This is a genomic window from Flavobacterium sp. KH_001 (assembly GCF_057840745.1).
Map to the genome: position 1 here is coordinate 2563936 of NZ_CM174520.1, position 22708 is coordinate 2586643.

A 22708-nucleotide genomic window follows, 5' to 3' on the forward strand; every position below is an offset into this window, starting at 1 on the left:
TTAGTAGTTTACGTATTCAGTGATTTCAAGACCGTAGCCAATCATTCCGACACGTTTTGTTTGTTCAGTATTGGAAACTAATCTAATTTTTGAAATATCGATGTCATGTAAGATTTGAGCGCCAATTCCGTAGTCTTTACTGTCAATGATTACTTTTGGAGCTTTCATTGTACCCCCTGCCTGTAATGATTTAAGTTCAGAGATACGACTTAATAAGTTTACTGCCTGCATATCCTGATTGATAAAAATTACAGCACCTTTTCCGTTTTCATTAATAACTTTAAACATACCGTCTAATTGTTGTTCGGCATTGTTGGTTAAAGTTCCTAATAAATCATTATTTACCTGAGAGGAGTGGATTCTGGTTAAGATTGGTTCTCCAAGATTCCATGTTCCTTTAGTTAAAGCAATATGAATTTGTTTATTAGTAGTTTGCTCGTAAGCTCTAAGTCTGAAAGTTCCAAAACGGGTTTCGATATCAAAGTCTTCCTTTTTAACGATCAAACTGTCGTGCTGCATTCTATAGGCAACTAAGTCTTCAATTGAAACTAATTTTAAATTGAATTTCTTAGCCACTTTTACCAATTCAGGTAAGCGAGACATAGTTCCGTCTTCATTTAAAATTTCGCAAATAACACCAGCCGATTTAAATCCTGCTAATCTCGCGAAATCAATTGCAGCTTCTGTATGACCAGTTCTTCTTAAAACACCGCCTTGTTTTGCGATTAAAGGGAAAATGTGCCCTGGGCGCGCTAAATCATGTGGTTTTGTATTGCCGTCAACTAAAGCCTGTACTGTTTTAGATCGGTCAGCTGCTGAAATTCCTGTGGTAACACCATGGCCTTTTAAATCTACAGAAACGGTAAAAGCAGTTTCCATATGATCGGTATTGTTACTAACCATGGCACGTAAATCAAGTTCCTTACAACGGCTTTCAGTAAGTGGTGTACAGATTAACCCGCGTCCGTGAGTCGCCATAAAATTGATCATTTCCGGAGTTACTTTTTCAGCTGCAGCCAGGAAATCACCTTCATTTTCACGATCTTCATCATCGACTACAATGATTACTTTACCTTGACGAATATCTTCTATAGCTTCTTCAATGGTATTCAGTTGTATTTTTGTTGACATAATTATTATTGTTTTTGAGCAGGAGTAAACCGCTCAGAAATTTTTTGAAATAGTTGCGAAATCGGAGTTGTGATTGCATCAAAGTTTATTAATCCGTTGTCGTTTGTAGCACGATACGTTAATAAAACAGCTAATGGGAGTAATATAAAGGAGGACATCCATGATCCCATAAACGGAGTCATTCCGCCTTCCTGCGAAAGTCTTTTTCCAAAAGTATTGATGAAATGAAAAGTAATAAAAATTAATACCGCAAAGACAATAGGTAAGCCCAGTCCACCTTTACGAATAATAGCACCTAAAGGAGCACCAATAAAAAACATTAAAAAGCAGGCAAAAGCAATCACAAACTTTTCGTATAAAGCAGTTGAGTGTTTGTTAATGTCTCTTTGTTTGTCTTTTAATTCTTTTTGGGTAGCCTCTATAGAATAAATGTTGCTTGTAACGTTGCTGGTCGCCATTTTAAGGATGTCCAGCTTTTGTTTATTGTCATAAAGAGATAAAAGATTGTTAGGTAACGATTTTTTCTTTTTAGGGTTTTTGACTACTACAGGAGGTTGTTTTTTAAATCCAACACGCTGATTTATATTTTCTGAAAAGGACAAGATTTCATTGTCCAGGTTTTTATTTAAAGAGTCTAGTGTATAACGAAGTTCGCTTACGTTTAGCATTCCATTGGTACTGCTGATTTCCTGATTGTCATCAACCTTATTAAGTTCAGATAAATCAATATTAATGATTTGCCTTTTGAAAGAGGCTTTTACAAATGGCAATTTAGCACGATCCTCATATTTTTTCGGCGTGACGTCCTGATAATAATATCCATCATTTAAAACGAGTTTTAAAATACTGGATTTCTCATTGCTAATCAGTTTACCATTTTTAGCTTTGATAACGGTTTTATTTTCGCCAACGTTATTCGCTTTTTCGTGAATCGTAACTCCGGTTAAAATATTGCCATTTTCTCCTGATTTCTTATTTACTTTAATGTTATAAGTTCCAACATCGTTAAACTGACCTTCAGCAATTGCCATGGCCGGTTTGGCCTGAGCGATGTTTTTTCGGAAATTAACAAATTTGTATTCAGCAAACGGAATCACATTATTGGCGAACCAAAAGGCTACAATACTCAAAACAAAAATAAATGCGATTAAAACACGCATTGCTCTTTGAAGTGATATTCCAGACGATTTCATAGCTGCGAATTCATAATTCTCGGCCAGATTTCCAAAAGTCATAATGGAGGCCAATAAAACCGATAGTGGTAAAACCAACGGAATAATTCTCGGCATTGAGAAAAGAAGGAATTTTACAACCAATATCAAATCCAGGTCTTTACCTGCCAATTCAGAGATAAAAAGCCATACGGTTTGAAGTATGAATATAAAAAAAAGGATTACGAATACCGTAGTAAACGTAATCAGAAATGTTTTTAGTAAGTATTTGTCTAAAATTTTCAACCTTGGTTTAATCTAATTTGTTGATGTAGTATTTTGGATATTTGCTCGCTACAAAGGTAAATTGATTTTTTGATAAAGGCTGATTGGTTTTAAAAGAATTAACGGTTAAAGTGGTTTTTGTTCCATTTTTTCCAGTTTCAATCAAATTATAGATGTGTTTTGTTTGTACATCAATTCCTAAAAGAATCTCTTTTCTTTGATCCTTAGTGTTTGTTGGTGCTAATTTGATGTATTGAATTTTTCTTCCTTTAATATTTTGAACGATGTCCATATTGTATTTGTATCCGGAATTGAAGAAGGTTAACATTTTTGAAGGTGTAATCGCATTGTCATCTTTCTCATTAACTTTAGAGATAGTAACTTCTTCGTCTTCAGGATTGATAGTGTAGCTTTTTTGCCCGTCAAATATTTTAGTAACACCCATGAAATTCAAAACATATTGATTGCCTTTCATGATAACGTTTCCTTTGCTGTCCTGATTAATGTTTTCTTTAGCGTTATTTAAAGAGTATTTAAAATCAATAGAAATATTATCGTAGCTTTTTATTTTTGCTGTTACCTGGTTCAATAAATCTTTGGCTTTTTTATCCTGTGCCTGAATAGAAGTAAAGCTCAAAAGCAATAAAATTGCCATTTGAAAACACTTTTTAGTCATGTTAGTGATAGAATTGTTGTTGATTTCCTGAATTTTCGTTTTCATGATGGGATTAATTTTGTTCATTGTTAAAAAATTGATCAAGAGCACTTAAGTCAGAAATGTTCACGCTTCTTGCTTTACTGCCTTCAAACGGACCAACAATTCCAGCTGCTTCCAGCTGATCGATCAAACGACCGGCTCTGTTGTAGCCCAATTTTAATTTTCTTTGCAGTAATGAAGCGGAACCTTGTTGTGCATTAACAATAATCTCTGCAGCTTCTCTAAATAAAGTATCTCTTTCGGAAATATCCATATCAAGATTGATGCCAGTTTCTTCTCCCACGAACTCTGGAAGCAAATAAGCCGTGGCATACGCTTTTTGTGAACCAATAAAATCTGTAATTTTTTCAACCTCCGGAGTGTCAATGAAAGCACACTGAACACGAACGACATCATTTCCGTTTGTATACAATAAATCTCCACGACCAATCAACTGATCGGCTCCTTGTGTGTCTAAAATCGTTCTTGAGTCAATTTTTGAGGTTACCCTAAAAGCTATTCTCGCAGGGAAATTCGCTTTAATTAAACCTGTAATTACGTTAACCGATGGTCTTTGGGTCGCGATAATTAAGTGGATACCAATAGCACGTGCTAACTGTGCTAAACGAGCAATCGGAATTTCAACTTCTTTTCCGGCAGTCATGATTAAATCGGCGAACTCATCGACTACCAAAATAATGTAAGGTAAAAAGCGGTGGCCGGCTTCCGGATTTAATTTTCTGGCTCTGAATTTTTCGTTGTATTCCTTAATATTACGAACCATTGCGTCCTTTAATAGGGAATAACGATTATCCATTTCGACACAAAGGGAATTTAAAGTATTGACTACTTTGGCATTGTCTGTAATAATGGCATCTTCAGTATCTGGAAGTTTGGCTAAATAATGTCTTTCAATTTTATTGAATAAAGTTAACTCTACTTTTTTCGGATCCACCAAAACGAATTTTACTTCTGCTGGATGTTTTTTGTATAAAAGTGAAGTTAAAACCGCATTCAAACCAACTGATTTTCCTTGTCCCGTAGCACCCGCCATCAAAAGGTGAGGCATTTTGGCTAAATCGACAACGAAAGTTTCGTTTGAAATTGTTTTTCCCAGAGCAATTGGCAACTCCATTTCAGCTTCCTGAAATTTAGCTGATCCAATAACGCTTTTCATAGAAACCATAGTTGGATTCTTGTTCGGAACCTCGATACCGATAGTTCCTTTTCCTGGAATTGGCGCAATAATACGAATTCCTAAAGCGGATAATGACAACGCAATATCATCCTCTAAACTCTTAATTTTAGAGATTCTGATTCCGGCTTCCGGTACAATTTCGTATAAAGTTACCGACGGACCAACCGTTGCTTTAATCTGTGCAATTTCAATTTTGTAGTTACGAAGTGTGTCTACAATTTTGTTTTTATTTTCTTCTAATTCTTCCTGATTGATTGTAATTCCACCCGTCGAATATTCTTTTAATAAATCAATGGTTGGGAATTTATAATTAGATAGATCTAAAGTCGGATCAAATAAACCAAAATCAGCAACCAGGCGAGAAGCCAGGTTTTCTTCGATGATATCTTCCTCTTCCGGTTTTTCAACAACAAATTCTTCGGTATGAACCGGAGCAGTTACTGTTGCCGGTTTGATATCCATTTGAACTGGTTTTATAACCGGATTCAAATCAATTTCTGATGAATTTGAAATGGTTGGTTTTAAAGCCTCTTTGTTGATTTCGAATTGCGTGTCTTCTGTTTTTAAATGAATATTGTCTAATTCAGGATCTTCTTCCTCAATCGCAAATTCTTCTAAATTGTAAGCACTTTCAGGTTGTTGCGGCGCCTTTAAAGCATCCAGTTCCGATTTGAATTCATTTTTAGTTGAATCAAAATAAGATTGAATTTTCTCCGGAGATAGTTTTATTTTGAAAATTAAATACACAATTAATCCGAAAAGCAAGGCTAATAAAGTTCCTGTTTTTCCGATGTAATCCTGTGAAAATAAATTCAGTTCGTATCCGATAGTTCCGCCTAGTTCTGGTGCAGAAGTAGCGAAAAATCCAAATAAGACAGAAACAATAATAATGGCAAATAAGTCCCAGAACCAAATGCTTTTTAGTCTTTTGGTTGACATTTCTAAAGCCAGAAATAATCCGGTTAAGAAAAATAAACGGACTAAAATAAAAGACGCAAGACCGAAACCTCTGTATACAAGCAGATCGGCAAGAAAAGCCCCGAATTTTCCGAGCCAGTTTTGTACTTCTTCAGAACGATCGCCAAGCTGACTTACCGCACTTTGATCTGTTTGCCATTGTCCGTTGACATAAAATGAAATAAATGCAACTAATAATGCAATAGAAAAGAGTACCAAAAGACAGCCTAAAACAAATTTTTGTTGTTTGGTTATCTTCCAAGATCTTTTATTCTCGGTGTTTGGTTCGTTTTTTTTATTTACAGTTTCTTTTTTGGTTGTTTTTGCCATTCTTGCGTTCCTTGCCTATATAAATTTGGGTAAATAAATAATCAAGCCTATTGCTATCGCTGTCATTGCAGCAAAAAATACTGCTCCAGCTGCAATATCTTTAATAAATCCGATTCGTTTGCTGTAATCAGGATGAATAAAATCGGCAATTTTTTCAACTGCCGTATTCAATCCTTCAATACCTAAAACTAAGCCGATTGCCAATGTTTGACAAAGCCATTCGGTTTGTGAAATATGAAAATAAAACCCGGCAATGGTCATTACAATTCCCAATGAGAACTGAACCATAATGCTGTGCTCTGTTTTTATAAGTTTTACAGCCCCGTTAAAAGCATATGTCATGCTTTTTAACCGACCTGTTACAAAAGTATTATCTTTTTGAAATTCCATTTAATGGGTATTATAGTGCTGCTAAAGCTGCTTCGTAATTTGGTTCGTTTGCAATTTCAGCAACTTGCTCTGTATGTAAAACTTTACCGTCAGCATCAACAACAATGATTGCTCTTGAGTGTAAACCTGCTAAAGGTCCGTCAACGATTTCTAAACCGTTTGTTTTACCAAAATCTCCAGCCTGAAAATCAGATAAGTTTACTACATTTTCTAATCCTTCAGCTCCACAAAAACGTTTTTGAGCGAATGGCAAATCTCTTGAAATACAAAGTACAGTAGTGTTTTCTAAGTTGCTTGCACTTTCGTTGAATTTTCTAACAGAAGTTGCACAAGTTCCTGTATCGATACTTGGGAAAATATTTAAAACTAATTTTTTACTAGCAAAATTACTTAATGAAGCAACTGATAAATCATTTTGTACTAATTTGAAATCAGCTAGTTGTGATCCAACTGTTGGTAATTCTCCTGAAGTATGAATAGGATTTCCTCCTAATGTTATTGAAGCCATGATATTTGTTTAAATTATGAGGTTCAAAAGTAAGGATTAATATTTGAATCTAAAAGTATTTGTTGTGGGTTGTAAGCACAATTAGGCGAGTTTTAAGAGTAACGGGAAATCCTATATTTTATTATTTGATTGGAGTACAATGGCACGCGGATGACACGGATTTGGGCGGGTTTTTTGTCATTCTGAAGGAAGGATCACACTAGTAGCTCGACAAAGATTGGCAAATACTGTGCGGAGTTTCGTGTGTGGCCCTTCGTTCCTCAGGTTGACAAGTTTGTGGTGATTACGTTATGCATAAAAGTTGAACTGAAATCGGGTCGCCGCGAGAGGGATAGGAGTTAACTGCCGAAGCAGTACGGATAGCCCGACAGCATTAGGGAAAGGGGCACATAAGCGCAAAGAAGAGTAGCCCCTTTTTCTAATGCTGTCTCGCCCTAATAATTTTAGATTTTAGAGTGTAGATTTTAGATTTACTTTGCGGAAGAAAAAATTGTACAAAAATCTTAATACTTAATACATTGCGCATAAAAAAAGCGTCTCTAAATATAGAAACGCTTCCTCTGTCTTTGTTTTTTGTTTGCTTTTGAAAATATAGTGGTATTCTTATTTATCAATTGAACCTAAAACACGTTTCATGAACGCATTTAAAGCTTCTTTTTTATCGGTACCCTGAACTACCATTTTGTGTACTTCAAGCGCACCATACATGTTGGAGATCAATTCGCCAATTACATCTAATTCTTCATCTTTTAGAGACGGAATTTCAGTCATTGCTTCCAGAACTTCAATCGTTTCGATGATATAATCCTGATCGTTTTCTTCGATAAATTGGGTCAATTGCTTTATTACGGGTAATTTCATTTTGTTGATTGTTAGATTGTTGGATGATTGGATTTTTAGATAAAGATTCGAAAAATCTAACAGTCTAAAAATCTAAAATCTATTTACGCAATAGCGTTTACCAAGTCGATTAAAACTTCTTGTTTGTTGGTTTGTGTTTCTCCAACCAATTGTCCGTTTACGAAAGTAGCGAATGTTGGCAAGTTGCTTATATTGGCTAATTTTCTTGATTCCGGAGAATTTTCAGCATCAACCAAAACAAAAGTGATAGCTTCATTTTCTGTTGCTAATTTTTTGAATTTTGGTTTCATAATACGGCAATTTCCACACCATGAAGCTGAATATTGTACTACTACTTTTTCGTTTTTAGCAACTAAATCTGCTAACGTATCTTCGTTTAAGTCGATTAACATGTTTTTGTTTTTTTTTAAGGTTCTGAGGGACTGAGGTTCTGAGGGGCTAAGGTTTTTAGCTTCTTTTTTTTAGTCTCTTTTGATGTTTTTGGGTAGTAAGATTTTAAGTTACTAAGGTTTTGAGAAAAAAATCTCAGAACCTTAGCATCTTAGTATCTTAGAACCTTTAAAAGGTATTAGTTTGCGCTCAAGTACTCAGCTGTACTTAATCTGTCTGCAGACATAGCTTCTTTACCAGCTTCCCAGTTTGCAGGACAAACTTCACCTTTAGTTTGAATGTGCGTGTAAGCGTCAACCATACGTAAGTACTCGTTTACGTTACGTCCTAATGGCATATCGTTAACACTTTCGTGGAAGATTTTTCCAGTTTCGTCAATTAAGTAAGTAGCTCTGTAAGTTACGTTTGAACCTTCGATGATAACTGAATCAGTTTCTTCGCTGTATTCTGTAGAATCAATATCTAAAATTCCTAAAATGTTAGATAAGTTACGGTTTGTATCCGCTAAGATTGGGTACGTTACACCTTCGATTCCACCGTTGTTTTTTGGAGTATTTAACCAGGCAAAGTGTACTTCGTTTGTGTCGCATGAAGCTCCAATTACGATAGTATTTCTTTTATCAAATTCTGGTAATGCAGCTTGAAAGGCGTGTAATTCAGTTGGGCATACAAAAGTGAAATCTTTTGGGTACCAGAACAATAATACTTTTTTGTTGTTGTTTACTGCTTCTTCAAAAATGTTGATTTTTAAGTTATCACCCATTTCTGAGATAGCATCTACTGCAATACTTGGGAATTTTTTTCCTACTAAAGACATCTTATTCGTTTTAAAGTTAAAAATTTATTTGTGGTGCAAAAGTAGGGTATAAGTAGAGTTACTTACAATAAGATGTAATTATAAATATTTATTAAGTGATAGTATTTAGTTATGATGTTGTATAGTGTTATTGTAAGTTATTGAAGGTCAATATTTACAGGAAGAATTCCGTTACAGATTTTATTTTCTAAAAATTGAATTCCTGCATTTTTTTGAAATTCTGCAAAATCCTGATAGACCTGAATTAGTCCTGAAGCTTTAGAAAGATTCGGAATAATAGGTAAAACATACGGATTTCCGAAAACGTAAAGAATACATTTTTTGGTTTGAAGCAATTCTGAAAGCAACGCTAAAACTTCGTCGTTAATTTCGAAATTGTTCATTGGTTTGGCCTTTGGAACGAATAAGGAAATCAAAATGGTTTCGAAATCTTCAAGCTCTTTTTTGATTTTGGAAATATCAGAAACTTCTAAATTTTCAAAAGCAAATTCTGGAGATTCTAATTTTGAATTTATAGTTTGGAAGAAAGTATTTTCGACATTTTTATACAAACTCAATTTGGCTAGCTGATTGTTTTTCTGCGCTTCAAAAGCTAATTCTGTATTTGAATTGTCAATGATTTTTGTGATGGAATCCTGAGCGATTTCAAAATTTAATTCGGCTGCTTTTTTGAAGTTTAATTCGCCTGAGGTAAAGTTGTTTTCAGATAAGATTCCAACTTTTTTCTTTGCCTTCATAATTCTGTTGAAGCTTTCTTCAATTCTTTCCGGTGAAGCGTTTTTAAGAATGGTTTCAATTCCTTCTGGAACATTTTCTGCAAAACACAAAACATCGTTTCCGGCGTTGAACGCTTCCCATTCTAAATCGCCTTTTGTTTCGTACAATTTAGAAACGCTGTGCATGTTTAAGGCATCAGAAATAACCAAACCATCATAACCTAACTTCTCGCGTAAAAGCGTCTGAATAACTGCTTTTGACAAAGTTGCCGAAGTATCTTTTCCGTCATTTAAACTCGGAACGGCCAAATGTCCAATCATAATCGAATCAACATTATTCTCGATTCCTTTGATGAACGGATATAATTCGTTTTCTAATAATTCTTCTAACGTTTCTTTTAAAACCGGCAATCCTAAATGCGAATCGACATTGGTGTTTCCATGTCCGGGAAAATGTTTCAGGCAGCCTAAAACGCCAACTTCCGACATTCCGTTTAAATACTCAACAGCAAAATGGGCTACCTTTTCTTTGTTTTCACCGAAAGAACGGTACCCAATAACCGGGTTATTCGGATTGTTATTGATATCTGCCAAAGGCGATAAATTATAATGAATTCCAGCTGCTTTTAAGTCTAAACCAATTTGTTTTCCAACCTCGTAAACCAGATCAGATTTGCTTTCCGGCAAAGCGCCAAGCGTAATTGCGTACGGATATTGCGGTGTTTTTTCGATGCGCATGGCTAAACCCCATTCGGCATCAATGCTGATTAAAAGGGAAGTCGAAGCCGACTTTTGGTAACGAACAATAAGTTCTTTTATTTTTTGATAACTGTCATCATTAAAGACTACCTTTTTCTTGCTTTCATAATTCGTTGCCGCGCTCGCACGGCTGTGGAAAAAAGTCAATCCGCCAATATTGTGATCTTTGATTAAACGTTCGGTTTCCTGAATATTTTCTTCGGTATCGTTGATGAAAACTGCGGGAAAAAAGAATTGTCCCACTTTTTGTCTTAATGCTTCAGCTGTCATTTTCATTATTATAAAGTCTTTTTCATGCAGACACTATTATCCATAGCCTCATAAGGAGGATAATTTGGAATTATAGTGTAATCTTGTTTTTGGTACAGATTAATAGCTTCCGGCTGATTTTTTCCGGTTTCTAAAATCGTGTACGCGTAACCTACTTCTTTCGCCCAAATTTCTAATTCTTTTAGAACGGCGGATGCAAATCCCTTTTTTCGATGATCCGGATGAACGAACATACGTTTGATTTCGACTGTATCACTTTCTTTTTCCCTAAAAGCACCACAGCCAGCAGCGATATTATTTTCGTAAAAAACAATAACGTGTTTTATTTTATCGGTTTTATTAAACTGATTGTAAAAGGCGTGATCTTCTCCGTCTCTGATGGCTAAATCCTGATCTAATAAAACAACCAGATTTTTGAAATCAGTGTCATCAGAGTTTGTTCTTTTGAGCGTAATCATGATAAAATGCGTAAAAATTTATGCTTTATTTCAACTTTGCTTTCTTTTGTTTAGCCAGTTGTTTTTTGGTTTCAATTGCTTTTTCTAAACGGTTTTTGAAACGGAAAAGTTTCGGTAAACCTTCTAGTCGGTCTTCGAGTGTGATTTCTTCAAAAACAATAATAGCTTTTTCGAGCACCCGAATTTCGTTGTCAATATCATTTTGGTTTTTGTAGATCGTAGCTAACCGATCATAAGGATGATTTCCTTTAAAGCTTTCCGCGACATTTTCTTCATATACTTCAATTGCTTTTTCAAAATCTCCTGTTTTCTCGAACTCAGCTCCTTTTAGGTTGCGTTCGGCTTGCAGATTTTCGTTGAATTCCATATTTAAGATGTTTGATTTGGGGTTAAACTTCTTCAGATTTTTTCCCAAAATCTTTCGGGAAAATTAAAAAACGTGATAAAATAAGACCTGGAATTGTAGCTATGAGAACCCAGATAAAAAAGTTCTGATAGCCTAAAAATTGTTGTATATAACCGCTTAACATTCCCGGCAGCATCATTCCTAATGCCATAAATCCGGTGGCCAGTGCATAATGTGCTGTTTTTGATTCTCCTTCGGCAACATGAATTAAAAACATCATAAAGCCGGTAAATCCAAAGCCATATCCAAACTGTTCTAATATTACAGTAATACAGGTATAAAGATTAAGCGGGGAATTTATTTCGAAAAAATAAAGGTTTATATGCAGGTGGAAAAGTTCTGCCGGTTGAAAATGAGCTAATCCAATAAAACCAAGAATCGGCAAATGCATGGCCAAAAACATCGGAAACATCCATTTGGTAAGGCCTTGTTTAGAGATGGCAATACCTCCCAGAATTCCTCCGACTGTTAAAGCGAAAATACCTAAAGTTCCGTAGATAATTCCAACAGCTTCAGTGTCTAATCCCATTCCGCCTATTTCTTTTTTGTCCAATAAAAAAGGACTAAGCATTTTAAGCAATTGAGATTCGCCTAAACGGAATAACAAAATAAAAGCCAATACTAAACCGATTTGTTTTTTCTTAAAGAAACTAATAAAGATCGTGGCAAAGTTTTGATGATGAACTTCTGTATTGTTTTCTCCAGCATTTATTTCATTTTTTGGTGTAAAGATGAAATTATAAATTGTGATAACAGTCATTAACAAACCAACAGCAATCATCGTGTACGACCAGGCTTTAGTATTGTCGCCATATTTATGTTCTAAATATCCGGCAAACAAAACGATTAGTCCGTTTCCGGCTAAAAGTGAAAGTCGATAAAAAGTACTTCTGATTCCGAGGAAAAAGGATTGCTGTTCTTTTGGTAAAACCAACAAATAAAAGCCGTCACTGGCAATATCGTTAGAAGCCGAAGCAAAAGCCGCAACCCAAAAGATCGCCAATGTCATGATGAAAAACCCACTAGCCGGAATCGTGAAACCGACCAGCAAAAACGCAATCGAAATAAGCAATTGCATCGAAAGAAACCATTTTCTTTTGGTTCCGTTTAATTCAATAAACGGGCTCCAAAGTGGTTTGATAACCCAGGGCAGATATAATAAACTGGTGTAAACTCCAATGTCTTCATTAGAGATTCCGAGATTTTTGTACATGATAACCGAAACGGAAATGATGACGGCGTATGGCAGTCCAGACGCAAAATTTAAAAGCGGAATCCAATACCAGGGTTTATTATCTGTTTTCATTTGGTTGATTAGGGTAAGCTATTTTAAATGGCTTTTTTAAGTCAATAATAGTAGGTGTACTTTCGTTCGCAAAATAATCAATAAATGTTACAGCGCAAGCTTTATACGGATTCATTTTTGCAGCAGTAGCCGAAATTAAAATATCCCCTGTATCTTGGCGTACTACCACTTTGTCGATGATTTGGCGGGCATCATTAATGTCGATTTTCGAAATATGATCTGCACCGTAAAGTACCATATAGCGCACTTTGGTATTCAACGGATCCTTAATAGTGAACCTGTATTTTAAACTGTCCTGTGCAAATTCAGTAACCACCGGTGTGTCAATAATAACATGTTTTAAATTGGGAACCGGAGCCGGAAGCGCAGGATATTTATACTGATTTTCTTCTAAAAGGCGTACAATATCAAAATTTTTATCTGTAAACCATTTGGCACTAAAATAAGCACTTCCGCCTACTTTTTTGAAACTTCTGGCATAATCAATCTGGGTTGGAATTTCAGTCAAATAATTCCAGCTTTTATCTGCATCGCCTCTGATTTTGTAGGACGCGTGACCAATATAAAGAGCGGTATTATTAGAATTTTCAGACCACCATTTTACCAATTTAGAGTAAGAAGCTCTCGGATTATTCATACTCCAATACAATTGCGGCATGATATAATCAATCCATTTTTGGTCCATCCATAAAACTGGATCTGCGTATAAATCGTCGTAGTTTGAAGTCGATTGTGTTTCAGAACCTTTTGGATCCTGTGATTTATTTCTCCAAACCCCAAACGGACTGATTCCGAATTGTACCCACGGTTTACTTGCTTTAATAGTCGTAGAAATCGTGTGTACAAAGTTGCTCACATTCGCACGACGCCAATCGGCAAGGCTTAAACCTGATCCGTATTTTTTGTATGAAGCGTTGTCGTTAAATGTTTTTCCGGGAACGGTGTAAGGATAGAAATAATCATCAAAATGAATGGCGTCGATATCGTATTTATCCACGACTTCTTTTACGACTTTTGTCAAATGTTCCTGAACTTCAGGCAACGCAGGATCGTAATATATTTTTCCGGCGTATTCAATCATCCATTCCGGATGTTTGAAAATGTCGTGAGTTGGACTCAATTGCTGTTTGTTTAAATCGAAAGTCGCACGATATGGATTTAGCCAGGCGTGAAATTCGAAACCTCTGGTATGTGCTTCCTCAATCATCCAGGCCAATGCATCGTAATACGGATTTGGAGCCACACCTTCTTTACCCGTTAAAAAACGGGACCAAGGCGCCAGTTCTGAAGGATAAAAAGCATCTCCAACACTACGAATCTGAACGATTACGGCGTTATAATTTAGTTTTTTATACGCTTCTAAAGTGGCAATGTAGTCTGCTTTTTCTTTGTTAACACCGTCCATCGCTGTTTTTGGCCAGTCGATATTTACGACGGTGGCGATCCACACCCCTCTAAATTCGTTTTTAGGATGTAGTAGTTTTTCCTGCGCGTTGGATGTCCATCCTAAGAAAAGTAAGAATATGATAGAGAATAGTAGTGGCTGATTTTTATGCATTGCAATCTTTTTTAACAGAAACCAAAAATAGTTTTTTTAGCTGATTATCGTAAATAATTAATAGATTATAATTTTAACGGTATTAATTTGAATTTCATATGTGTGATTTTAATTTTTTTGCCACGAAGGCGCTAAGGCACAAAGTTTTTATTTTTTACAAAAAATCTGCAAGATCTGCTAAATCTGCGTGAGAAAATTTTTAGCCAAAGATTATGAATCAGTGCGAATAGTTTTTTCACGCAGATTTAAAAAGATTTAAGCAGATGAACGCAGATTATTAATAGTTTATCCAATTAAATCTGTATGATCTGCGAGAGAATTTTTAGCCACAGATTATCAATTAGTCCAAATATTTTTTTCACGCAGATTTAAAAAGATTTAAGCAGATAAACGCAGATTATTTATAGTTAAATCCAAATTAAATCTGCTTTAATCTGCAAAATCTGCGTGAAATTTTTTTAGCCACACAGTAAAACAAAAACTTTGTGCCTTAGTGCCTTCGTGGCAAACCCTCCTAATCCGGTAAGGAAATTTTTCCCATTGTGATGGAGGGAATTCCTTTTTTTGTGCCAAAGTTATAATCTCCGCCGGCAACGGTTTCGTTGGCTAAAACGGCAAATAAAACTGCTTCTTTTGCGTCACCTGAAATACCGAGATCATCACTTTTTTGAAACGGGCACGACAATAATTCCTTTAATCCCTTAACCAATAACGGATTGCTTGCGCCTCCGCCCGACATATAAACCGTAAAATCTTCGATTGGCGTTCCTGTGTTTTTTACAACAAACAGAATCGCTTCTGCAATCGTTTCGGCGCTTAGTCTTGTTAAGGTGGCAAGCAAATCTGGTGCCGAAATGTTTTCGAGTTTTGTTTTTGCCAAAGCCGAATCGACAAAAGCTTTATTGAATAATTCCTGACCGATGGTTTTTGGGAAGCTTTTCTGGAAGAAAGCATTGCTTTTTAATTCGGTTAAAAGGGTTTGGTTTACGGTTCCGGTTTGGGCGATTTCGGCATCTTTATCGTAACTTTTTTCAGGGAAAAAGTGTTTGGTAAAAATGTCTATTAAAGTATTTGCGGTTCCGGTATCGGTTACAAAAACTTCCTCGGCGTTTTGGGAAGCGGGTAAATAAGTGAAATTCGCGATGCCGCCCATATTGAGCATAATGCGGTTTTCGCCTTTTTTGCTGAACAATAAATAATCGCCGTAAACCGCCAAAGGCGCGCCTTCGCCACCGCCCGCAACATGTTTTTGCCTGAAATCGGATAAGGTTATAATTCCGGTTTTTACGGCAATATGATCGCCATCGCCAATTTGCAAAGTCGCATTGGGGAATTTTTCCTGCTGATGCAAAAACTTAGGAGCGTGTAAAACCGTTTGTCCGTGCGAGGCGATTAAGTCGACTTCGTGGGAAGGAATATTCCATTTTTGAAGACACTCGTTGACCATGCCGGCGTGCAAAAGACCGATCCATTCGTTTAATAAAGCCAAATGCTGAAAATCGATGGTTTTCTGTGCAAAAACTTTACGGATTTCGGTTTTAATGTCTTCGGTATAATTAATGGTTTTGAATTCCAGAATTTTTACAGCGGTATTTTCGCCCGCACCAGAAATAGCACAAAGCGCAATATCAAGCCCGTCAAGCGAAGTTCCGGACATTAAACCTATTATTTTTCGGGTCTCTTTTTGAGCGATTTCAAAAAGTGCGCTTATATTTTTATTCATTAAAATGCTGTTTTAAGGAAGTGTTGTATTTGGTAATGCTAAAATGGGATTTATTTAGGGATAAATTTAGGGAAAGTTGGGGATTTTTTTGGGTTAGAAAAACGGGTATATGTACTGGGTTGTTTGGAATGGTTAATTGATATTTTTGGAGAGTAGTATTTTCTGAAGAAGAAAATTTTAAAAAAAATCAAAATATTAGATATTGATTTAATAATAAATTTATATTTGGAAGATATCACAATTATAATTTAAGGGAATTAAAAATTAACCTTATATTACAACATTAATAGTAGGATTTACCAAATATTAGAAAAGAGAAAAATACATATCTATGATTGACGAAAGGGCAAAGGCTGTTCAAAATATTAGTAGAGTACTAGCTATAACAAGATATGACATTGAACAAAGACAATCATTGAATGATTTAAGCCTAAATATTCATGGTGAAAATTACTTTAGAGATGTTATGAATTTTGTTTATAAATGTGAGTTTGAGAACGACAATTTTAATACTCAAAATAGTTCATGTATTGATCTTCTAGATAAAAAGAATAAAATTGCATATCAAATTACTACAACAAGAACAACTGAAAAAATTGATAAAACATTAAAAGCTTTAAAGAATAAAAAATATAAGGACTATAAAATTAACATACTTTATTTGCTAGAAAAATCAAAGCCAAATAAAAATACTCAGGAACATTTTAATGAAGCTTATGGAGTAAATTTAAACGATCATCTACTAGATTCCACGGATCTTATTAAACAAATTAATAATCTTCAAACTCACGAAGTAATAGAGCTTAATGAGAAATATTTTAAAAACAAGTCTGAAAAATATACTAATGAAATTGTATTAAATCTTGTTTTTAAGAATTTGATTCTTCATTCACAGAAAATACAGAAAAATTATGATGATGATTTTGGAAATATTGACACTCAAAACAAGATTCAATTAAATAAAATAAATTCAAGAATTTCTAGTAAAATTAATAATGGATTAGATTATATTAGTATAATTCACGAAAATGATGAAAGCAATTTAATAAGTGATTTAAGGGAATTTATAGTCGATGGATTATACAAAAAAACATTATTAGAAGCATTATCCAATAAAGTTTCTGCTTCTGATTTATGCGATCTAGATTTAAAAGAACTTCATCAATTATCAGTGAAATTTAACTTAGATTTTAATAAAATTATGCACAATCTTCACACAATCTTAGAAAGCAAGATTGATATTTCAGATTATAATTCAATGTCAATAAGTTGGATAATAATTTCATTCTTTTTTGAAATTTGTGATATAGGTATTAAAAAATGATTTTACCGACAAAAACAATTGAACCGGTTGATAGCTTAATAAGTATTTCTGCTTTTATTATTGAAATACTTATTTCAAAGAGCATGAATATAGATGATTTGCTTGAGGCATTTAATAAAAAATATTACAAAGAAATCTCCATCGAAAAAATGATGTTAGCATTAGACTTTCTTTATATAACTGATAGTATTAAGTATAAGAATGAAATTATTAAAATTAACATCTAGTAATCCTAAGTTTAGAACGATAACATTTCAATCTGGATTAAATATCGTTGTTGGGACACAATTAACTACAGAACAAAAAAAATCTATAAATGGAATAGGAAAAAGTATGTCTTTGAATCTTATTCATTACATGTTTGGATCCCGGTTTAAAAGCAAATCTGAACTAAAACTTGAAAAGTTTTTATCGAAATATGGAGATTTTATTCTAACATTTAATCATAATGGAGAACAATACAGTATTAAAAAAAACTTTGGACAAAGTGAATATTATATTAATGGTAATAAAATATTAAAAACAAATTATCCGAAAGAGCTAAATTATATTTTTCTAGGAAGTCAAGATGCTAAACCCACATTTAAACAAATATTTAATTGTTTCGCTCGAAGATACAGTAGTGAGGTAAGTTATTATAGCAATATTCTTGCTCAACAAAGTAGGCCTTTAGAAGATTATCATCAAAGGTATACCAATTTAGCATTGTTAGGGTTAGATATGAAACTTGTTGAAGAAAGTAATACGATTAAGGAAAAATTATCTAAGCTTGACAAGGCAAAGACTACTATTGAGGAATATAAAAAAGTGTTAGACAGTTCTAACATAAATGACATCAAAGATGAGATAATTGAATTAAATAATGATTTAAGAAATTTTCTAATAACTGAAAACTTTGATAGCTTAAAAAAAGAAGCTGATTTATTGACTGAACAAATTAATGATTTTAGAAATAATATATATTATTTAGAAAACAAACTTTTAAGAAAAGAAAAAAGTTTTGAAGCTTCAAAAAATACACAAATTGATCTGCAAAAAATAAAAGATCTTTATGATGAAGCGAATTTCTTTTTTGATAATAAAGTAACAAAAAGACTAGAGGAAGCTCAAACTTTTCATGAAAACTTAATTCAAAATAGAAAGAAAAGGTTAAGTGGTGAAATAAATGAAATTAAGATTGAACTTGAAAAATTAAACCTTGATAAAAATGAATTAGGAATAAAAAGGGATACATTAATTAAGGACTTACATAATACTGGTGCTTTAGAAGAAAGAGATTCTTTAAAAGATCGTATCACATCGTTAGAAGATGAACAAAAAAATTTAGAAAAATATGAACATTTACTTGCAGACTTTAAGCATGATAAAAGTAGACTGGAAATTGATGATGCAATAAATAAGAAAAACAGTATTCTTTATTTGAATGAAAATAAAGAATATTTCGAATTCATCGAGAGTACTTTTCGAAGTTTAGTGAAAAAATTTTATGAAAATCTTGGAGGATCTTTCAAAATTGAAGAAACAAAAAAAGCAAAGTATCTTTTTGATATCAATTCGCATATTCCAAAAGAAGGATCACAAGGTGTTGGAGAAGTTAAAATATTTTGTTATGATGTATTATTGCTAATAATGAATATCAACTTACTTGGCTTTTTAGCTCATGATGGTTGCATTTTTTCAGAAATGGATCCAAGGCAGAAATCAACTATTTTCAAGGTCATCTTAGATTTATTAAAAGAGAATGACTTTCAATACTTTGTAAATATTGGAGACAATTCATTACAAGAAATTCTTGAGACAAATATTTTAACTGTAGAAGAAAAAGAATTTATATTGTCAAGTATTCGTTTAAAATTAACTGATAAAGAACCAAAAGATTGGTTGTTCGGAGAGAGTTTTGATTAATAAATAATCATTTTTTTAATATAAAGAGATTAAATTAAATCCAATTGTTGTGAAGCGAAACAGTACAGCAAATTTGAGAAATGTAACTAAAAATCAACATAAATGAGTAATGAAGAATACAATAGGATATCTTTAGTTTATCAGGTTTTAACTAAACGATTTGATCAAAATCAACAATATAGTTATGAAAGATGGTTTAAATGTTATAATCCAGAATTTTATGGTGTAAGAGGGGAAAACTTGGATGTGTTAAAAAGATTTGAAAATTTAACACTACGACATGTTTTTTCTGAAAATCATATTGCATTAGAAAGATATTCTGATGAATATTTGGATGGCAATCTCTTTAGAGACGAAGAAGATAAAATATGCATACATTCAGAATTGGGTTCAATTACTCTATATTTATTAATTTATAGATTGCAAGATGGTATAAATCAATTCATAGAATTGTTAGAAAATATTAAAAATAACTATCCAGGATTTATACAAACTGATGAAGAAAACAGAATTTATAGAATGAAAATATATACTTATGATGAGTTCATTCCGAAGTTTGAAGCTATTCCTCAATTTCGTTTGATTTTCCATTTATTTTCAAGAACAAATTCAGATTATATGACGTTAAATTGGAATAAAGAAGTAGAAATCAATGTTTTTAAAATTAGACAAGCGATTTTAAGACTGCCAAACTTTAATTTTCAACACTTAGAACAAATATTACATCAATAATGTCTTGACTTATAGAGCTTGCTTGATTTGATGCCTCGATAGGCAAAAGCTTCTAGCCATTGTTTCTGCGAGAAAGTGCTTTTGGTATGTTTTTGAATCATATCTAATTTTCCAGATAATGCGGATTTGCAATAGCCATAACGAAATCAAACAAAAAAACCTCAATCTTTTAAAATCGAGGTTTTTCCATTTACTGTAAAATCAAAATCTTATTCTAAACTCAAATAAGGATTTAAAACTTCGGCTAATTCATTCAGCCAAAAAAAGCTGTTTTCTAAGGTGTTTATTTGGGTTTGAAGGGTTTCATGTTCCCTCATAATTCCTAAAGCGAGTAAATAATTTACTTGCCTTATTGCCTTGGCCATTCCTTCGGGTTCTATTGTGTGGTTAAAAAAATCTGTCAGCCTTTTTTCGGCTTCTTTTGAAAGGGTGTTGGTACTCATAACTCTGTAATTTAGGAAATATAAAACCCATGAGGCTAAGGTGTCCTACACTTACAGAAGTGTTACGGTTGTTTCCAATACCGCCACCATACCACATGGGCAAAAGTTTTTTAGATGTCATGATTCTGTAATTTAGGAAAGGCAAATATAGTAAAACCCTTATGTGTAAAAAGAAGTTTTTGAAATAATTCCGAGCATTATTGAAAATAACTTATATTCGATTCCAATTAGGAATTTGCAATAATTATGATCGAAGAAATTTTAACCAACTACGTCAATTTTATAAGGCATTTTGAAACTTTATTAAAAAGGAAGTACAAACAAGATATAAATCCGTGTTCATTTTCAAGTACTTATTTTGAAAGAAAAGGAAGTATAGACGGAATTGAATATTGGTTTCATGGAAGCGGTTGTACGGCAGAGAAAGATGGAGTTATTTATGCTTATGATATTACTGTAGATGAAATTAAGTTTTCACAATGGAAATTTTCAGAGCTTATTAGAACACATCCTGAATATCAAAAATTAAATTATACTCCTGAATTTATTGAATATGAATTGTATCAACTTATAAATAAAGGAATATTAGATTGGGTTATTATTGAAGAAATAGAAGGGAAAAATTTTGGATGCGTTTTTATGGAATATAGAGTTCTTCTGGAACCGCCTTATGTTGTTAATTAACTTACAATCAACAAGGTAGCTCGTATTTTCAATCCGTGCCCACCACGAGTGAACATAAGAAAAGCCAAAAAATATACTTTGCGGGCACGGATTACAAATCCGCGCTATCGTTGTATAAATTAGGATAAAATGAATATTATCAACTGATTGAAAAATATTTTTCTTAAATTAGAGAAACAATTAAATTCAAAAAACATGAATCCATCAAAAATAATAGGAATAATTCTAATCGTTATTAGTCTCGGTGTGGGATATATAGGTATCAACAAAATAGCTGATAATACAAAAGAAATTAATTTATTAGGACTAAAAATTAATGCGTCCAACGAATCCGGTAAACAACAGGGATACCTTTATTTAGGGCTGGGCGTCATTTTACTTGTGGGCGGAATTTACACTGTAAACAAATCAAAATAAAGTGCTGTAAGTGGGGATTGTAAATATTGTATGAGGGCATTGTTGGGTAACTATTTCTTGTCAATTAATTTTACAACAAAACTTCTTATGAAAAAGATTGCCCTAGCCCTGATGGGAGGGAAAATCCTTTTGTGCCGGGGTTCGGCACAAAAGATTTGGAAGGACAGCAGGAAAGAGCTCCTCAAATAACGAGAAATTCTATTTCCGGGCTCTGGTTATTATCTCGTAACTCTTCACTTTAATTTAAAAAGAGTGCAAAAAAAACTCCGCACTTAAAGTACGGAGTGAATAATTGTAATAATTTAGAAATTGTACCCAATTCTTAAGTGTAAATCGGCAGCCATTTCTCCTTTTTCACTATTTGTGTTTTCTAAAAAATATCTGTAGCCAAGACCAAAACCTGTTTCATAATGGAAATGATTTCCTAAGTTTCTTCGGATACTCCATTTCGGAATAATAGAAATGTTAGTGATTGCATCTACATTACTATTTGAAACAACAAATAAATCAGGTTGATATTTTAAATTTAATGCAATAAAATTGGCATTATTGTTTGATGTAATTCTGTTATTACGTGCTCTTTTTTCAATATTGTAATAATATCTGGGTTCTAACGTAATTACCGGAACAAGTACGGTACCAATTTTGGTGTCAGATGCTCCGCCAAAAAAACCGGCATCAAGACCTAATTCACTTTTTAATGATAAATTAGAAATTAGTCTGGTTTCGTTATTGACCCAAAAGCCTAAAAAACCGGTTTCTACTCCAAAAATCGAATTTTCTAATGTTCCTTTATTCTGCGATATACTCTTTGGTCCAAATGTTAAGAAAAGTGAAAGAGCTATTATTTTTGATAATTTCATTGTTTAGATTATTTAGTATATTTCTATTCCTATTTTAAATCCGGCACTTTCAATATTGTGATAATCCATTTTTCGATTATCCTGCCTGATAAATGTTTTATACAAATTTTGATGAGAATAGCATAATTCAAAATCTCCAAGTATTTTTTTGAAAATGATAAATCGATATCCAACACCTATTCTTAATAAAACCCCAAATTTTTCTACTTGTCCGACATGTCCTCCCAAATCAAAAGAAGTTAATAGGCTTTCTTTTGTATCGTTTAGAATCCATTTAATTCCACCAGTGATTGGGATATAATCCATTTTTGGCTGGTTGATAGATTCATAACCGCTACTTATTGTAAAAGCAAAACACTTAGAAATGTAATAGTTTAAGTGTACGCTTGTGCCTACTATTTTAGATTTTGTACTAGTCTCAGATATTTC

At 33.5% G+C, this 22708-nt stretch carries 24 protein-coding genes; 6 read left to right on the forward strand and 18 right to left on the reverse strand.

Features of this window, described 5'->3' with window-relative positions; translation table 11 throughout:
- From ribB to AC3ITQ_RS11115, 15 genes are all read right to left on the reverse strand, one after another.
- The gene (gene ribB / locus AC3ITQ_RS11045) at positions 1 to 1131 is read right to left on the reverse strand and encodes a 3,4-dihydroxy-2-butanone-4-phosphate synthase (protein WP_072975968.1); all 1131 of its coding nucleotides are present in this window, start codon (positions 1129 to 1131) and stop codon (positions 1 to 3) included.
- A gap of 5 nt (positions 1132 to 1136) precedes the next feature.
- On the reverse strand, positions 1137 to 2588 hold the full coding sequence (locus AC3ITQ_RS11050) for an LptF/LptG family permease (RefSeq protein WP_489238749.1): 1452 nt from the start codon (positions 2586 to 2588) through the stop codon (positions 1137 to 1139).
- A 7-nt stretch (positions 2589 to 2595) separates the two neighbouring features.
- The gene (gene lolA1 / locus AC3ITQ_RS11055) at positions 2596 to 3222 is read right to left on the reverse strand and encodes an outer membrane lipoprotein periplasmic chaperone LolA1 (RefSeq protein WP_489238926.1); all 627 of its coding nucleotides are present in this window, start codon (positions 3220 to 3222) and stop codon (positions 2596 to 2598) included.
- Positions 3223 to 3295: 73 nt separating this feature from the next.
- Positions 3296 to 5749: a DNA translocase FtsK gene (locus AC3ITQ_RS11060; protein WP_489238751.1), complete on the reverse strand. Its 2454-nt coding sequence runs from the start codon at positions 5747 to 5749 to the stop codon at positions 3296 to 3298.
- A gap of 15 nt (positions 5750 to 5764) precedes the next feature.
- Positions 5765 to 6139, reverse strand: coding sequence for a diacylglycerol kinase family protein (locus AC3ITQ_RS11065; RefSeq protein WP_489238753.1), 375 nt, complete (start codon positions 6137 to 6139; stop codon positions 5765 to 5767).
- Positions 6140 to 6149: 10 nt separating this feature from the next.
- Positions 6150 to 6647, reverse strand: a complete 498-nt coding sequence (tpx, locus tag AC3ITQ_RS11070; RefSeq protein WP_489238755.1) for a thiol peroxidase — start codon at positions 6645 to 6647, stop codon at positions 6150 to 6152.
- Between the two features lie 603 nt (positions 6648 to 7250).
- Positions 7251 to 7508: a DUF6952 family protein gene (locus AC3ITQ_RS11075; RefSeq protein ID WP_017495510.1), complete on the reverse strand. Its 258-nt coding sequence runs from the start codon at positions 7506 to 7508 to the stop codon at positions 7251 to 7253.
- Positions 7509 to 7591: 83 nt separating this feature from the next.
- Positions 7592 to 7900: a thioredoxin family protein gene (locus AC3ITQ_RS11080; protein ID WP_489238757.1), complete on the reverse strand. Its 309-nt coding sequence runs from the start codon at positions 7898 to 7900 to the stop codon at positions 7592 to 7594.
- A 176-nt stretch (positions 7901 to 8076) separates the two neighbouring features.
- On the reverse strand, positions 8077 to 8715 hold the full coding sequence (locus AC3ITQ_RS11085) for a peroxiredoxin (RefSeq protein WP_489238758.1): 639 nt from the start codon (positions 8713 to 8715) through the stop codon (positions 8077 to 8079).
- A 137-nt stretch (positions 8716 to 8852) separates the two neighbouring features.
- Positions 8853 to 10466 (reverse strand): glycoside hydrolase family 3 protein, encoded by a 1614-nt coding sequence (locus AC3ITQ_RS11090; protein ID WP_489238760.1) that lies wholly within the window; start codon positions 10464 to 10466, stop codon positions 8853 to 8855.
- A gap of 2 nt (positions 10467 to 10468) precedes the next feature.
- Positions 10469 to 10918: a GNAT family N-acetyltransferase gene (locus tag AC3ITQ_RS11095; protein WP_489238762.1), complete on the reverse strand. Its 450-nt coding sequence runs from the start codon at positions 10916 to 10918 to the stop codon at positions 10469 to 10471.
- A 25-nt stretch (positions 10919 to 10943) separates the two neighbouring features.
- Positions 10944 to 11285 carry a tetratricopeptide repeat protein gene (locus tag AC3ITQ_RS11100; RefSeq protein WP_056188821.1) on the reverse strand — a complete coding sequence of 114 codons (342 nt, stop codon included), beginning with the start codon at positions 11283 to 11285 and terminating at the stop codon, positions 10944 to 10946.
- A 22-nt stretch (positions 11286 to 11307) separates the two neighbouring features.
- On the reverse strand, positions 11308 to 12630 hold the full coding sequence (locus AC3ITQ_RS11105) for an MFS transporter (RefSeq protein ID WP_489238765.1): 1323 nt from the start codon (positions 12628 to 12630) through the stop codon (positions 11308 to 11310).
- Positions 12617 to 14188, reverse strand: a complete 1572-nt coding sequence (locus AC3ITQ_RS11110; protein WP_489238767.1) for a glycoside hydrolase family 10-like protein — start codon at positions 14186 to 14188, stop codon at positions 12617 to 12619. The genes AC3ITQ_RS11105 and AC3ITQ_RS11110 overlap by 14 nt, the downstream gene beginning before the upstream one ends.
- 514 nt (positions 14189 to 14702) lie before the next feature.
- Positions 14703 to 15911: an anhydro-N-acetylmuramic acid kinase gene (locus tag AC3ITQ_RS11115; RefSeq protein WP_489238769.1), complete on the reverse strand. Its 1209-nt coding sequence runs from the start codon at positions 15909 to 15911 to the stop codon at positions 14703 to 14705.
- 331 nt (positions 15912 to 16242) lie between these two features.
- Here AC3ITQ_RS11115 and AC3ITQ_RS11120 point away from each other — a divergent pair, with 331 nt between their 5' ends.
- From AC3ITQ_RS11120 to AC3ITQ_RS11135, 4 genes are all read left to right on the forward strand, one after another.
- Positions 16243 to 17235: an SMEK domain-containing protein gene (locus AC3ITQ_RS11120; protein WP_489238771.1), complete on the forward strand. Its 993-nt coding sequence runs from the start codon at positions 16243 to 16245 to the stop codon at positions 17233 to 17235.
- Positions 17232 to 17462 (forward strand): ABC-three component system middle component 6, encoded by a 231-nt coding sequence (locus AC3ITQ_RS11125; RefSeq protein WP_489238773.1) that lies wholly within the window; start codon positions 17232 to 17234, stop codon positions 17460 to 17462. The genes AC3ITQ_RS11120 and AC3ITQ_RS11125 overlap by 4 nt, the downstream gene beginning before the upstream one ends.
- The gene (locus AC3ITQ_RS11130; protein WP_489238775.1) at positions 17437 to 19140 is read left to right on the forward strand and encodes a DUF2326 domain-containing protein; all 1704 of its coding nucleotides are present in this window, start codon (positions 17437 to 17439) and stop codon (positions 19138 to 19140) included. Before AC3ITQ_RS11125 ends, AC3ITQ_RS11130 begins: the two co-directional genes overlap by 26 nt.
- A 102-nt stretch (positions 19141 to 19242) precedes the next feature.
- The gene (locus AC3ITQ_RS11135) at positions 19243 to 19872 is read left to right on the forward strand and encodes a hypothetical protein (RefSeq protein WP_489238777.1); all 630 of its coding nucleotides are present in this window, start codon (positions 19243 to 19245) and stop codon (positions 19870 to 19872) included.
- A gap of 209 nt (positions 19873 to 20081) precedes the next feature.
- Here AC3ITQ_RS11135 and AC3ITQ_RS11140 read toward each other — a convergent pair whose 3' ends face one another.
- Positions 20082 to 20315 (reverse strand): hypothetical protein, encoded by a 234-nt coding sequence (locus AC3ITQ_RS11140; protein WP_489238779.1) that lies wholly within the window; start codon positions 20313 to 20315, stop codon positions 20082 to 20084.
- Between the two features lie 246 nt (positions 20316 to 20561).
- Here AC3ITQ_RS11140 and AC3ITQ_RS11145 point away from each other — a divergent pair, with 246 nt between their 5' ends.
- Positions 20562 to 20999: a DUF6896 domain-containing protein gene (locus AC3ITQ_RS11145; RefSeq protein ID WP_489238781.1), complete on the forward strand. Its 438-nt coding sequence runs from the start codon at positions 20562 to 20564 to the stop codon at positions 20997 to 20999.
- Positions 21000 to 21194: 195 nt separating this feature from the next.
- On the forward strand, positions 21195 to 21416 hold the full coding sequence (locus AC3ITQ_RS11150; RefSeq protein WP_074656283.1) for a hypothetical protein: 222 nt from the start codon (positions 21195 to 21197) through the stop codon (positions 21414 to 21416).
- 302 nt (positions 21417 to 21718) lie between these two features.
- Here the strand turns inward: AC3ITQ_RS11150 and AC3ITQ_RS11155 are convergent, their stop codons facing one another.
- Positions 21719 to 22279, reverse strand: coding sequence for a hypothetical protein (locus tag AC3ITQ_RS11155; protein WP_489238783.1), 561 nt, complete (start codon positions 22277 to 22279; stop codon positions 21719 to 21721).
- Between the two features lie 12 nt (positions 22280 to 22291).
- Complete coding sequence (locus AC3ITQ_RS11160) at positions 22292 to 22585, reverse strand: hypothetical protein (RefSeq protein WP_489238785.1); 294 nt, start codon at positions 22583 to 22585, stop codon at positions 22292 to 22294.
- Between the last annotated feature and the right edge of the window lie 123 nt (positions 22586 to 22708).

What these genes read in the sequence shown, in the direction of transcription:
- AC3ITQ_RS11110 (WP_489238767.1), bottom strand. Translation starts at nt 14,188, where the DNA reads ATGCATAAAAATCAGCCACTACTATTCTCTATCATATTCTTACTTTTC.
- AC3ITQ_RS11075 (WP_017495510.1), bottom strand. Translation starts at nt 7,508, where the DNA reads ATGAAATTACCCGTAATAAAGCAATTGACCCAATTTATCGAAGAAAAC.
- lolA1 (WP_489238926.1), bottom strand. Translation starts at nt 3,222, where the DNA reads ATGGCAATTTTATTGCTTTTGAGCTTTACTTCTATTCAGGCACAGGAT.
- AC3ITQ_RS11065 (WP_489238753.1), bottom strand. Translation starts at nt 6,139, where the DNA reads ATGGAATTTCAAAAAGATAATACTTTTGTAACAGGTCGGTTAAAAAGC.
- AC3ITQ_RS11135 (WP_489238777.1), top strand. Translation starts at nt 19,243, where the DNA reads ATGAGTAATGAAGAATACAATAGGATATCTTTAGTTTATCAGGTTTTA.
- AC3ITQ_RS11155 (WP_489238783.1), bottom strand. Translation starts at nt 22,279, where the DNA reads ATGAAATTATCAAAAATAATAGCTCTTTCACTTTTCTTAACATTTGGA.
- AC3ITQ_RS11125 (WP_489238773.1), top strand. Translation starts at nt 17,232, where the DNA reads ATGATTTTACCGACAAAAACAATTGAACCGGTTGATAGCTTAATAAGT.
- AC3ITQ_RS11100 (WP_056188821.1), bottom strand. Translation starts at nt 11,285, where the DNA reads ATGGAATTCAACGAAAATCTGCAAGCCGAACGCAACCTAAAAGGAGCT.
- AC3ITQ_RS11150 (WP_074656283.1), top strand. Translation starts at nt 21,195, where the DNA reads ATGAATCCATCAAAAATAATAGGAATAATTCTAATCGTTATTAGTCTC.
- AC3ITQ_RS11115 (WP_489238769.1), bottom strand. Translation starts at nt 15,911, where the DNA reads ATGAATAAAAATATAAGCGCACTTTTTGAAATCGCTCAAAAAGAGACC.
- AC3ITQ_RS11120 (WP_489238771.1), top strand. Translation starts at nt 16,243, where the DNA reads ATGATTGACGAAAGGGCAAAGGCTGTTCAAAATATTAGTAGAGTACTA.
- AC3ITQ_RS11060 (WP_489238751.1), bottom strand. Translation starts at nt 5,749, where the DNA reads ATGGCAAAAACAACCAAAAAAGAAACTGTAAATAAAAAAAACGAACCA.
- tpx (WP_489238755.1), bottom strand. Translation starts at nt 6,647, where the DNA reads ATGGCTTCAATAACATTAGGAGGAAATCCTATTCATACTTCAGGAGAA.
- AC3ITQ_RS11080 (WP_489238757.1), bottom strand. Translation starts at nt 7,900, where the DNA reads ATGTTAATCGACTTAAACGAAGATACGTTAGCAGATTTAGTTGCTAAA.
- AC3ITQ_RS11145 (WP_489238781.1), top strand. Translation starts at nt 20,562, where the DNA reads ATGATCGAAGAAATTTTAACCAACTACGTCAATTTTATAAGGCATTTT.
- AC3ITQ_RS11140 (WP_489238779.1), bottom strand. Translation starts at nt 20,315, where the DNA reads ATGAGTACCAACACCCTTTCAAAAGAAGCCGAAAAAAGGCTGACAGAT.
- AC3ITQ_RS11095 (WP_489238762.1), bottom strand. Translation starts at nt 10,918, where the DNA reads ATGATTACGCTCAAAAGAACAAACTCTGATGACACTGATTTCAAAAAT.
- AC3ITQ_RS11085 (WP_489238758.1), bottom strand. Translation starts at nt 8,715, where the DNA reads ATGTCTTTAGTAGGAAAAAAATTCCCAAGTATTGCAGTAGATGCTATC.
- AC3ITQ_RS11130 (WP_489238775.1), top strand. Translation starts at nt 17,437, where the DNA reads ATGAAATTATTAAAATTAACATCTAGTAATCCTAAGTTTAGAACGATA.
- ribB (WP_072975968.1), bottom strand. Translation starts at nt 1,131, where the DNA reads ATGTCAACAAAAATACAACTGAATACCATTGAAGAAGCTATAGAAGAT.
- AC3ITQ_RS11090 (WP_489238760.1), bottom strand. Translation starts at nt 10,466, where the DNA reads ATGAAAATGACAGCTGAAGCATTAAGACAAAAAGTGGGACAATTCTTT.
- AC3ITQ_RS11160 (WP_489238785.1), bottom strand. Translation starts at nt 22,585, where the DNA reads ATGGATTATATCCCAATCACTGGTGGAATTAAATGGATTCTAAACGAT.
- AC3ITQ_RS11105 (WP_489238765.1), bottom strand. Translation starts at nt 12,630, where the DNA reads ATGAAAACAGATAATAAACCCTGGTATTGGATTCCGCTTTTAAATTTT.